This is a genomic window from Wolbachia endosymbiont (group B) of Aricia artaxerxes (assembly GCF_964026975.1).
In the GTDB taxonomy this organism is placed as follows: domain Bacteria; phylum Pseudomonadota; class Alphaproteobacteria; order Rickettsiales; family Anaplasmataceae; genus Wolbachia.
This window is the reverse complement of sequence record NZ_OZ034718.1, coordinates 1,464,017-1,476,465: the sequence shown is the minus strand read 5'-3', so window position 1 is coordinate 1,476,465 and position 12,449 is coordinate 1,464,017. Positions and strand designations below refer to the sequence as shown.

General features: G+C 31.7%; 13 protein-coding genes. 8 read left to right on the top strand and 5 right to left on the bottom strand.

The features are described from left to right. Window position 1: 1 nt before the first annotated feature. The 4 genes from hflC to purE form a co-directional block, all read right to left on the bottom strand. Complete coding sequence (gene hflC, locus AAGE00_RS06780; protein WP_007302430.1) at window positions 2-874, bottom strand: protease modulator HflC; 873 nt, start codon at window positions 872-874, stop codon at window positions 2-4. Window positions 875-876: 2 nt separating this feature from the next. Further along, window positions 877-1,902: an FtsH protease activity modulator HflK gene (hflK, locus tag AAGE00_RS06775; RefSeq protein ID WP_019236880.1), complete on the bottom strand. Its 1,026-nt coding sequence runs from the start codon at window positions 1,900-1,902 to the stop codon at window positions 877-879. 414 nt (window positions 1,903-2,316) lie between these two features. Beyond that, complete coding sequence (gene mutL / locus AAGE00_RS06770) at window positions 2,317-4,146, bottom strand: DNA mismatch repair endonuclease MutL (protein ID WP_213863891.1); 1,830 nt, start codon at window positions 4,144-4,146, stop codon at window positions 2,317-2,319. Beyond that, complete coding sequence (gene purE, locus AAGE00_RS06765; protein ID WP_213863892.1) at window positions 4,146-4,646, bottom strand: 5-(carboxyamino)imidazole ribonucleotide mutase; 501 nt, start codon at window positions 4,644-4,646, stop codon at window positions 4,146-4,148. Before purE ends, mutL begins: the two co-directional genes overlap by 1 nt. Before the next feature lie 852 nt (window positions 4,647-5,498). Here purE and AAGE00_RS06760 point away from each other — a divergent pair. The 8 genes from AAGE00_RS06760 to rpoD all read left to right on the top strand — a co-directional run bounded on the left by AAGE00_RS06760 (window position 5,499) and on the right by rpoD (window position 10,087). Next, entirely contained in the window at window positions 5,499-5,795 is a 297-nt protein-coding gene (locus AAGE00_RS06760) for a helix-turn-helix domain-containing protein (RefSeq protein ID WP_007302434.1), read from the top strand. A 60-nt stretch (window positions 5,796-5,855) separates the two neighbouring features. After that, window positions 5,856-6,248 carry a DNA-directed RNA polymerase subunit omega gene (gene rpoZ / locus AAGE00_RS06755; RefSeq protein WP_213863893.1) on the top strand — a complete coding sequence of 131 codons (393 nt, stop codon included), beginning with the start codon at window positions 5,856-5,858 and terminating at the stop codon, window positions 6,246-6,248. A gap of 29 nt (window positions 6,249-6,277) precedes the next feature. Then, a complete protein-coding gene (locus AAGE00_RS06750; RefSeq protein WP_012481980.1) occupies window positions 6,278-6,523 on the top strand; it encodes a monovalent cation/H+ antiporter complex subunit F in 246 nt (81 codons plus the stop codon). 6 nt (window positions 6,524-6,529) lie between these two features. Beyond that, on the top strand, window positions 6,530-6,802 hold the full coding sequence (gene mnhG / locus AAGE00_RS06745; protein ID WP_012481981.1) for a monovalent cation/H(+) antiporter subunit G: 273 nt from the start codon (window positions 6,530-6,532) through the stop codon (window positions 6,800-6,802). A gap of 11 nt (window positions 6,803-6,813) precedes the next feature. Next, the gene (locus AAGE00_RS06740; RefSeq protein ID WP_213863894.1) at window positions 6,814-7,338 is read left to right on the top strand and encodes a DUF4040 domain-containing protein; all 525 of its coding nucleotides are present in this window, start codon (window positions 6,814-6,816) and stop codon (window positions 7,336-7,338) included. Then, entirely contained in the window at window positions 7,331-7,750 is a 420-nt protein-coding gene (locus tag AAGE00_RS06735; RefSeq protein ID WP_007302439.1) for a Na(+)/H(+) antiporter subunit B, read from the top strand. Before AAGE00_RS06740 ends, AAGE00_RS06735 begins: the two co-directional genes overlap by 8 nt. After that, entirely contained in the window at window positions 7,747-8,049 is a 303-nt protein-coding gene (locus AAGE00_RS06730) for a cation:proton antiporter subunit C (RefSeq protein WP_012481982.1), read from the top strand. Before AAGE00_RS06735 ends, AAGE00_RS06730 begins: the two co-directional genes overlap by 4 nt. A 139-nt stretch (window positions 8,050-8,188) precedes the next feature. Next, complete coding sequence (gene rpoD, locus AAGE00_RS06725; RefSeq protein ID WP_007302441.1) at window positions 8,189-10,087, top strand: RNA polymerase sigma factor RpoD; 1,899 nt, start codon at window positions 8,189-8,191, stop codon at window positions 10,085-10,087. Between the two features lie 1,629 nt (window positions 10,088-11,716). Here rpoD and AAGE00_RS06720 read toward each other — a convergent pair. Next, a complete protein-coding gene (locus AAGE00_RS06720; RefSeq protein WP_213863895.1) occupies window positions 11,717-12,334 on the bottom strand; it encodes a hypothetical protein in 618 nt (205 codons plus the stop codon). Between the last annotated feature and the right edge of the window lie 115 nt (window positions 12,335-12,449).

Genomic DNA, 12,449 nt, shown 5'->3' with positions numbered 1-12,449 from the left:
ACTATTTCCATCCCTTGTTCAAAATATCTAAGAAATTATTATTTGGTGAAAGCACAAATTTAGTATTACCCTCAGCAAATGATTTACTGTAAGCTTTCATAGAGCGATAAAAGTTAAAAAACTCTTCATCAACCTTGAATGCCTCATTATAGATTCTAGTTGCTTCAGCATAACCACGGCCTCTTATTTCATGTGATTCTTTTACTGCACTAGAGACAATTCCCCTTTTTAATTTATCAGCTTTTGATCTAATTTCTTGTCCAGCTTGTTCTCCTTCTGCTCTAATTTCTTTTGCTTCCTTTTCTCTTTCAGTTTGCATGCGGCGGAATATTGCAGAACTATTTTCTTCTGGTAGATCTGCTCTCTTAATTCTTACATCTATTATCTCTATGCCAAATTTTCCAGCTTCAGAATAAACTCCACGTTGAATTAATTGCATAACTTCTGATCTCTTTTCATTCAATAAACTAATTAATGAAAATCTTCCTATATTCTCCCTTATGTGAGCTTCTATGACAGGATATAATCTTCTAACTAGCCCTGATTCATTTTTCACAGTCTGATAAAAAGTGATAGGATCTATTATTTTATATTTTGCATAAGCATCTACTATAATACGCTTTTGATCTGCAGTTATCACTTCCCTTGGAGTTTTATCAGGACTTAGATCTAAAATTCTCTTATCAAGAAATTCTACGTTATTTATAAATGGCAATTTAAAATATAAACCACTGTCCCTAACATCTTTTACGACTTTACCGAGTTGTATAACTATTGCTTGTTTTGTTTCTTGAACAACAAAGATTGAATTAGATAATGCAATCAATAATGCAACAAATACAAAAGCAAAAACAATTTTAATATTACTACTCATGACTATTTTCCTAGATTTGTAAGAGGTAAATAAGAGAACATACCTTTCAGATCGTCTGTTATAACAAATTTATCTACCTTGCTAAAAATATTTTCCATAGTTTCAAGATAAATACGATTCTTAACAAGAGAAGGATTTTGTCTATATTCTTCATAAAGAGATAAAAAGCGATTTGCATTACCTTTCGCTTCATTTATTATTTCGTTCTCATATGCTTCTGCATCTAATTTTATCTTTATTGCTTCACCTTTTGCACGAGGTATAATATCATTACTGTAAGCATATGCTTCGTTTATAGTACGCTCCTTATCTGCACGAGCACTTTGTACATCCCTAAATGAGCTAATCACTTTTTCTGGTGGGTCAATTTTTTTCATTTGAACAGATAAAATTTCTATACCCATTTGATATCCATCAAGAATCTGTTGCAATAAAATTCTAGTATCTCTGGAGATTTCAGCCCTACCTTGACCTTCGAGTGCAAAAGAGATCGTATTTTTACCTATTATTTCTCTCATGGCACTTTCAGCAGCATTTTTAACGCTGAAACCAGGTTTATAATCCCGCACTTTGAATAAATAATCTTTGGCATCTCTAACTCGCCACTGGACCTCAAAGTTAACGTTGACTATATTCTCATCTCCGGTAAGCATCACTCCTTCACCACGATCTGTATCTCGCCCATAAGAGCTGCTTATCCCAATTTCTTCACGATTTACTTCTTTAACATTCACTTTAAAAACCTTACCAATAGGGTAGGGAAAGTGATAACGCAAACCAGATGTTTCTGTATTGGAATATTTGCCAAAAGTAAGTTCTATACCTTCCTCACTCGGATGGACAATATAGAAACCAGTACAAAAATAAAACAACAAAACAATAAAAATGATGAAATAAGGTTTTTTCCCTCTATTTCTGGTTAAGCCATTAAAAAAGCATCTTATATCAGACACAGCTTTACTTAAAATATCTTCATTACTTGAACCTGACGGTTTCTTTCCAAGATTCCAAGGATTACGCTCATCCATAAAAATTATTAATTGTATAACTAATACGCTGATATTACTTAATCTTATCAAAAAATGCAAAACTATTTTGTTTGCAGATTAATGATCGGAGTGAAGGATGTGATCATACACTTCCTTTTTCTCTATATTATATGGTCAATTCTACAGAATTTCTGGCTTTTTTTGAATTCTTTATTGTCGTTTTTGATAAGTATCTTTAGTTGTATATTAATTATTAACATAAAAGACAATGCCTGGGATTTAGGAAACTTAATTTTAATCAAGTAGCTGCATAATAAATCATCGTCAAGTAATAGAATGACATTATCTACTATACAAATTACCTGCAAATTGCAATGTTCGAACAATTGTGTATCTGAGTTTTGAGATGACGAAACTAGGGTTGTATAATCTATACACATTTGTGACAATTTCTTACCTTCGCTCAAATAACTTTTCAATATCGCTTAATTTCATTTCTATATAGGTTGGTCTTCCGTGATTGCATTGTCCAGAATATGGTGTTTTTTCTATTTGCCTCAACAACTCATTCATCTCCTCTAATTTCATCTTTCTACCTGCTCTAATTGATCCATGACAAGCAATTGTAGCTAGTATTTTATTTATTTTATCCTCTATAGGTAGAGTATCTTCTATTTCTATTAATCTATCCACTATATCAATTAGCATTTTCTTCACATCTATTGACCCTAAGATTGCAGGTATTTCTTTTACTATGATCGCATTTTCTGATTTAATTTCGATATCAAAGCCCATTTCGAAAAGCTTATCCTTATAAACTTCTATCATTTCCATACCGGCTTGACTTTTGATTTCAACCATTTCAGGCAAAAGAAGTTTTTGTCTTTTTATACTTGATTTCTCCTTTAAGCACTCGTATACTAGTCTTTCATGGGCTGCATGCTGATCTACTATAATTAGTTTGTCTCTTACCTCGGCAATAATATAAGTATTGTAGATTTGACAGTGTGCAAACCCAAGTGGATAGTCCCTTATTAGATCGGTTTGTTTCCTTTCCAAAATTGTAGTTTCTGCTCGTGGAGGAGATTTTTGCATACCAGTATAATCAAACGATTTTGAATGTTCTGATAAGCTTTTTGTCTCTATATTTGGAGAAGTAAATTTTCTCATTAACTGGTTTTCAAAAGGATCCGACCTTCTTCCATAAAATTCATTTTTAAGACTAGACCTACTAAAAGGATCTGATGATAGATGATTCGTTTTTGTTCCATTCTGAGCCAATACAGTTTCTGCAAGATCTATTCTCTTTGATAGCACTTTTATTAGCCCTCTTCTCACTATTTCATATATTAGCCTCTTGTTCTGAAACCTTACCTCTGATTTATTTGGATGCACATTTACATCAACTTGATCATACGGTATCTCTAAGTGCAGCGCTGCAAAAGGATATCTATTGCTTGGAATAAGGTCGTGATACGCATAACGAATTGCACCAATAAGTAGATTATCTTTAATTGGTCTACCATTAACAAATGTATAGATCTGAGTTGAATTGCTACGATTGACAGTAGGTTTACAGATGTATCCTGTAAGTCTAATGCCATCTTCTTCTTCACTAATTTGCAAAGAGTTTTCATGAAATTCTTCTTCTACTTCGCATAGCCTGCTAAATAATGAGTTCTGCTTAGCATACTTAAGAAGCTTCTTATTATCGGAGATAAGAGTAAACTCAATTCCATAATTGATCATTGCTAAGTTGTTTACAATATCAACAATGCTTTGTGTTTCTGCCCTTTCGGTTTTGAGAAATTTTAGTCTATTTGGTGTGGCAAAAAATAAATCTCGTACTTCAATATATGTTCCTATCGATAAAGGATAAGGAATAAGCTCTCCTATTTTTTCTCCCCCCTCATACCTTATAGACCATGCTTGATCTGCTTTGCTTGCCTTAGATGATAATTTTATTCTGCTTACTGCTGCAATTGAAGGCAAAGCTTCTCCTCTAAAGCCAAGATGCTTGATCTCTATCAATTCACTGTCACTCAATTTTGAAGTAGCATGGCGCATAAACGCAAGTTCTAAATCATCCTTTTTTACTCCGCTACCATCATCGATTACAGTAATGAGGTTACGCCCACCACTTTCTATCTTAATTTCTATCTCTGAGCTTCTGGCATCTATTGCATTTTCCACTAATTCCTTTACCACACTTGCAGGCCTTTCTATTACCTCTCCTGCTGCTATACGATTTATGGTTTTTGTATCTAAAAGAACTATTGCCATTATAATGTTGGTTTTTCTTTTACTGCTTTAGTTTGCCCCTCTCTCCATTTTTTTAATCTATCTGCAATTTCACTATTAGAAATCGACAATATAGATGCAGCGGTAATAGCGGCATTGCATGCTCCACTCTCTCCTATAGACATTGTTGCAACTGGAACACCTTTTGGCATCTGCACTATAGATAATAGACTATCTAGCCCATTTAATTGCTTGCTATGCACAGGAATACCGATAACAGGTAAATAAGTAAGCGATGCAGTCATACCAGGTAAATGAGCCGCTCCTCCCGCACCAGCTATAATAACCTTAAAGCCTTTTTCTTGAGCAGACTTAGTAAAATTAAAGAGTCTCTCTGGTGTTCTGTGTGCGGATATTATAAATACATCATGTGAAATTCCCAATTCTTTTAATAGGTTAATAGCATGCACCATAGTGCCATAATCCGACTCGCTTCCCATAATTACAGCAACATCCTTTTTCATTTTTTCTGTATTAGACATGATTTTATTTACTAACCAAATAGTATTTCAGAAGCAACAGATATTTAAATTAAATTACGAATATGATATAGCATTCTTATTAAATAGAAACTTTAAAAATTGAAATGAATCCCTATATTAAAATATAGAGGTATAAATTTCGGATATAAGGGTCTATTCATAATCTTTTTAGAAGCAAAGCGGTGGAAGCAAGAAGACGATTTGTAAGCTAGTATTGAATTTTGCTTATCACAATTGTCTACACTTTTCTATAAGAGTATTAGAGACTTACCTTTTGACAATACGGCAAAGATTTCTACAGTTACATCCTTTTATTTGTTTCTTTGCAATTACTTTTTTATATATATTTCAAAACACTTTCTTTACTTCCGCTATGTTTTTTACTTCATTTATTAAAATAATCTTGCCATTTTGAAAACATTGTTGATTCACTGAAGCCACTTTTTAGGACCTGTAACACTATGTAAAATATATCCTAAATCTTCTTGATTTTGTTTCTTTCTACAGAACTCTACTCAGTTTTTCTCCTACTCATCTTGCTCTGTTTTCATAATTTACATACTCTATCTCCGGTTTATTCCTTTCTTGAGATCATGTACAGTCTCTAAAACGAGTTTGTAAAATGATTATTTCTGTATTTTAAACTTTGCAATTTCAACTTATTCTCTTTAATAGTAAGTTTTTTACAAAATAATAGTTTGAAATTACTAGTATTTTGATAAAAATTATAGTCAATTTAAAATTTTGAGTATCAGATAGTTATTGACAAGTTATATACTATTAATATATTGGTATATTAAATATTATGATATAATATTTAATAAAGCTAGTTGGTATGTGAGAGTAAAAATTATGGAAACAATATCATTAAACAATCTGGATAGTGAAGCAATAAAAAAAAAATTGCTGAGCATAATAAGTAAAATTATAGGAAAAAATACTTGGACTCAAGCTTGTGCGGCTGAGAAACTTGGTATTGATCAACCAAAGGTGTCACAAATTAAAAGTGGTAAGATAAGTGGTTTTTCTTTAGAGAGACTGTTAGGTTTTTTGAAAAAGCTTGATCATGAAATAACAATTACAATAACAGAAAATCAATCAGTAAAAGCTAAAGAAGAAAAAGTAGAATGTAGAATTGGATCTCAATAGATCTGAAGTTGACATCTTATTTTTTGTGATATAGTATAAAGCTTATCAAGGTGGTATTTTATGGTTGAGTCTATTGTAGAAAAGTGTGTAGAACAGGTACACAACCGTTTTAAATTGGTTCTGCTAGCAAGTCAAAGAACGCATGATTTGAGTACAGGGGCAAGCGATCCCGTTGAAATGGTTAAGTTTAAAGATCATAAGGATACGATAGTTTCTTTATATGAAATAGCAGAAAAGAAGGTGAATACTCATGAGTTGTTTAACCTTTTGGTGAAAAGGTGCAAGGAGCACATGAAAGGAAAAACAGATAATACTTATATTAATAGTCCAAGTAAGCTAGCAAATTTGTTAAATTTTTCTGATCATCAACTTAACACAAGTCTGGATGTAAGTCAAGAAAGCCACGATGATGAAATAGATGATCAAGATAGTGGTGAAGAAGTACCGATTTAGAAATCTACAGAGGTTATAATAGTTTATAAATGATTAGTATTGCTATCTATGTGCTTTTGTTCTGTATGAGTGTAATGTTATGTTGTATAGTATTTAGGTCAAGTGACGTTTACAATAAGATTTTAGCATTCAATAATTTATCAACACAATTAGTTTTACTCATAACAGCAATATCGATTGTTCTGAATGATTTTTTTTTAATTGATATAGCATTACTATATGCTAGCATCAGCTTTATATCAACTATAGCGCTAATGAGATTAATGTTGTTTTGATAATTTATGGTAGCATCCATTCTCATATTTTTAGGTGTTTGTTTAATAGTCATTTCAAGCGTAGGAGTAGTAGTATTTCCTGATTTCTATACTAGACTACATGCTGCAGGTATTGCAGATTCTAGTGGCGCAATGTTGTTGTTGATTGGTTTTGCTTGGCAAAATGAATTTTCAATCAATACTATTAAAGTTATATTATTGATTTTTATAATATGGATAGCCAATTCAACTAACAGTTATATTTTAGCGCGTACTTATTATAAAAGTAAAGACTATTAAAGAAGGTTAAGATGCTAGAAATACTGAATCTAATATTACTTTTGCTGTTACTCACGGTTACAGTTTTTATAGTTCTTTCGAAACATTTGGTTGTAAGTGCTGTTCTAATGTGTGTATTTAGTGCACTTATTGCACTTATGTACTTGATTATGAATGCGCCAGATGTTGCAATTACTGAAGCTTCTGTTGGTGCAGGATTGAGCACAGTCTTTACGTTTGCAGCACTCTCTTTGGTAAAGAATTACAAAGCAAATTTATCTCATAGCCCCACAACACTTTTTTTTATGTTATTTTTGACTGCATGTTTATCATACTTTATGATTCAATTACCAGATTTTGGCAGTCATAATGCTCCAGTTCACTTGCACGTTGCTCCTTATTATGTAGAAAATACTGAAAAAGCTATTGGTATTCCTAATATAGTGACAGCTGTTTTAGCAAGCTTTCGTGGCTATGACACATTTGGAGAAACTATAGTAGTTTTTACTGCTGCACTTTGTATAATGTTAATATTAGAAGAGAAAGAAAGTGATTAAAGATCCGGTATTAAGTGCAGTAACATTTTTGATGATACCTTTTATCATTTTTTTTGGTTTATACATACAGTTTCATGGTGACTATACTCCAGGTGGAGGTTTTCAGGCGGGAATAATTATTGCTTCTGGAATAATATTATATTCTATGTTATTTGATATACCTACAACTTTAAAAGCAATACCTTACTCTATTATCAAATTTACTAACGTACTAGGTATTTTAACCTATGGAGGAGCTGGTATTATAACAGTTTTATTTGGCCAAAATTTTTTATCCTATAGTATATTGTCAGCTGATAGTAGAACAGGTCAAAAATTGGGTATTTTCTTAGTGGAGCTGGGTGTATTGCTTACCGTCTCTTCTTCCATGTTAATCATATATATAAATTTTGCTCGCAAGAAAAAACAATGACTCTATATAATTATGTAGGCATTACTATATTAATGGTGCTAGGTTTCTATATCATTGTAAATGATAAAAACTTAATCAAAAAAATGATGGGATTAAGTGTCTTACAATCATCTGTTTTGTTGTTTTACATATCTTTAGGGTATGTAAAAAATTCTTTACCTCCTATATTGACTTCAAATTTTCACTTATATACCAATCCTATACCTCACGTCTTAATGCTTACTGCTATAGTGGTTGGAATTGCAACATTTTCAGTTGGATTGTCCATATTAGTAAGAATAGAGAGATTAGTTGATTAAGAAGAATGTGAATAAATTGATAGTATCTTAAACTATATGAAGTAGCAAGTAACTATAAATTAAGAATAAAACTATAAGCTTGCTAATTGTAAGTTTATTTGATAAATAAGAAATAAAATTATAAACTGTAAAGGTAATGATGTCAACTATTAATGGTACGGAAGATAGGAAAAAGATCATCAAAGATCTTGTAACCAAAAGTATAAGAAAGGGCGGTTTTATCACTTTTGATGATATAAATGATAAGTTGTCAGATGAAAATTTTTCAACTGATTTTATAGATGATACTATAGCTTTATTGCAAGACTCTGGAATTAACATACTCGAAAGTAGTGAAGATGAGGAAGAAGCTCCTTCTAATAATGATGGTAATAAGCTTGATGATGATGAGACATCGTTGAATACTACTACAACTTTAGTGCAAAACGATGATCCAGTAAGGATTTATTTACAGGATATGAGCTCTGTAAAGCTTTTGTCACGAGCAGATGAAATTAAGATAGCAAAAAAAATTGAATCTGAAAAGCATAACATGTTACGTGCAATAATTGAAACATCAGTGGCATTCAAAATAATCAAAACATGGCGTGATGATTTAAGTGGTGGAACTTTTTTACTGAGAGAAATTATAAATCTGGATGCAATTTATAACTCTGATTTCAATATGGTAGACAAAGAAGAAAGTGAAGCTGAAGATGTTAGAGATTGTGTTAATGATGAGGAAAAAGGTAATGATGAAAAGGGAAATGAGAGTGAAGACATAAGTTCAGCTAACTTAAATATTTCTGTTCTTGAAATGGAAAGTGATTTATTGCCAAAGGTTATCACGGCATTGGATGAGATCATTGCTTTAACAAATGAAGCATTGGTATTGAAAAAAAATTCTAAAGATTTCTCTAATGAGCTAGAAAATTTATATAATCAAATATGGTCTGTAGCATTACAAATTCAGTTTAGTGATGCTGCTATTACCAGAATTACACAAAAACTTTACGAAATAAATAGACTAATCACGTTTGAAGAAGCTAATCTTATTACTGAAGCTAGAAAGTACGATATTGATAGAGAAAGTTTTTATAATGTTTATGATGATGTGCTTTTAGAGCACGAGTTTAGTGAAATAAGTTTTCTCAAGATTAATGAAAATCAATCTCTTTTTACAGGTGAATTAAAAAATAAATTCTTAAGGTTTATAAACGATAGCTATGAGTATATAGCTAGTGCCTTAAGCAATATTAAGAGTTATGTACAAGGAGATAGAGTTCAGGAGTTTAAGAAGGTAATCAAGAGAATACAGAAACATGAACAAGAAGTCTCTCAAGCAAAGCAAGAAATGATTAAGGCTAATTTAAGGCTGGTGGTTTCGATTGCTAAAAAGTATTCAAAAAGAGGCCTTGATCTGCTTGATTTGATACAAGAAGGTAATATTGGTCTTATGAAGGCTGTGGATAAGTTTGATTACAAACGTGGGTATAAATTTTCGACTTATGGTACTTGGTGGGTAAAACAATCAATCACTAGGGCAATACCTGAACAGTCTAAAGTAGTTAGAATACCAGTACATATGGTGGAAATTATCAGTAAAATCAACAAAGCATTAAGAAAGATGACTCATGAAATGGGTAGAGAGCCTACATTAGAGGAATTGAGTATAGAATTGGCGATGCCGCTAGAAAGAATACGCAAAGTTATGAAGATAGCAAGAGATCCGGTAAGTCTTGAAGCTCCAACAGGAAAGGATGATAGTAGTACCTTCGGTGATTGTATAGAAGATAAGCGAGTTTCTAAACCAGAGGATGCTGCAATACTTGCCGACTTGCGTGGTATTACGACCAATGTTCTTGCAACTTTAACACCAAAAGAAGAAAGAATTCTAAGGATGCGCTTTGGCCTTGGTAAAGATGGAAAGGAGCATACCTTAGAAGAAGTAGGAAAAATTTTTAATGTTACACGTGAAAGAATTAGGCAAATAGAGGCAAAAGCACTACGTAAGTTGAAACATCCAAGCCGTGCTAAAAAACTTAGAGGTTTCTTTTAAGGCAGAAGGGCTGCTCAAAAAATAGGTAAAATTCAGCCAAAGTTCTATAATTTCACCCTATTTTTCTTTTTTTATAGGCTTTATAGAGCAGTATGATTAGATATTGAATGTTATGGCAAATAAAAATAATAACTCTAATTCAAAGTGTAAAAATTTTTGTGTTCTGGGTGATAGTTTATCTGATAATGGTGTAATTATTGAAATTTTAATAACTTATCCTTTGTAAGAAACGTGAAACTTAATGCCCCTTTTTATTAAGGAGGATTTTTAGCAATGGCCTTACTGTTGTTGAATATGTATCAAAGTATTTAGGTTTAGAAGAATTTAAGTCATCATGGAGATGCTCATTTTTTGATCGATACTATGAACAGCAAGGTCATAACTATGCGATTTTATATGCAACAGCATCTGAAATTCTTAACCCTATTTTTTCTTATTTCCTCAATAAATTTCGTTTAGTTAATCAGCTAAACGCAGTAATTAAACATCATCCAGACGTAGGTAAAGGAGATTTTATTTTTCATTATAATCGAGGAAATAATATTATGGGTGCCACTGCTTATAACAATGTTAAAGCAGAAAAAGTATTGAAATAAAGCGGTTAGTGAAATATGTAATGCATTTGGTTCTAAATGAATATGGTGTAAAGCATGTGATTGTTGCAAATGTGACTGAGGTTGGTTTGATACTAGCTTTAATAAAGACGAAAAGCAAGAGAGCTGGCTGCAACAGCTTACACAGAGTTTTAATACAAAATTAGCTAATAATTTAGATTATATGAAGAAAGGTGCAGATCTTGAAATAAAAGCATTCGATCTTAACTCTAAAATGAAAAGTATGCTTGGTAAATATAAGAGCAAAGGGTTAAATGATCGAGATGCATACCTATCAAACATCGTAGACCAGTTTAGGGTAGGGTGATTTGGAAAAAGTATAAAGATACTCTTGTTGATATTTAAAGGAAGGCTTGATACTTACTATAATTCTGGATGCAGCACAGAAATACTAAAGGATTATTTCTTTTTTGATTATTTTTATCCAACTGCAGAACCTTGTTGTGAAGTTGGTAATGAAATGTATGAGTTGATAAAAAATTAGATTTCTTTTAAACATCTTTACGGTTTGTAGTAACTATCTGCGTAGCTGAATGGTAAAGGGAGGGGGGTAAACAAAATAATCTAAAATATAGAGAAAATACAACGGTGCTTGATACATACTATTGCGATTTTATCCTCTTTTTGTCATTTTAGTGCTAGAATGACATTCTGCTAGTGAAGTTTATTCTTTGATATATTAACTATAAATATAGAGAAGTCTTACTAAATAAAAAGGTAAAAGGAACCTCTGAGTAGTGAAATTTTGACTCTATATTGCTGTAAGTGGTGCTGTAATAATGTTCTAACAAGCGCGACTTGGCTGAATATAGAAAAAATTTAAAAAACCGCTATAATTTTATGTAATCTACCAATAAACACCTAAGTTTTTACTGGATTTTGTGATTGATCCTACAGTCAAAAACAAATTTTGAGTCATAAATACTTTTAGTGCCATAATAAAATAGGGAGGTTTGTCAAGTAAAGTTCTTTATTTCATTAGATGCGCTGCCAAATTGTTATGCAAGCAAGTTTTTTAGTTTTCGTATATCCGAAGTAATTCTTGTGCATTGGCCTTGATTAGAGTCGGACATTCTCTATCATTTAATAATGAATGCAATATTTCAATTGCACCTTTAATGTCGTTACTGTGTATCTTTACTATAGCGATAGCTTCTTGGCTTGAATAAGGGTACACTGCATTTGATTCTAAATTACTAATTTTATCTTTATTTGTTTTTTCACCGCTGGAGTGAAGTAAGCTCATTACTTCTAAGTATTGTGCTAACTCACGTAAAACATCAGGAGCATCTTTATCGTCTGCCAAATCATTATAAATAATAGATGCTGTGTCTGTTGGCATTGAATCTGAGATATGATTGAATGCGCGTTCAAAATTTGCTAAATACTCCCAATGTGAATCTATTTCTTCTAGCAGCGACTTATTATCTTTTTTTAAGAATAATACTTCGTAAAACTTGTCACCTGCAGTTATAGATTGTTTTGTGTTATCAATGTTGCGCAATAAGTATAATGTGATGCCAACTAACATTGGCGCAAGTGTAAGCAGAAAGATGTATTTTTTCATGTTAATATTCCAAATAGTTATATATTTATACATTAATGCTTTTGATTTGCAAAAACATATTGACATAGTGATTATATCACATAATAATATCCTTAAAGTTGTTTGAATAGTTGGAGATTAAAATATTTCTAAAGTAGAAATAAAGACAGCAGTATTAAGCTAAATTATTTTTTGTCGGATT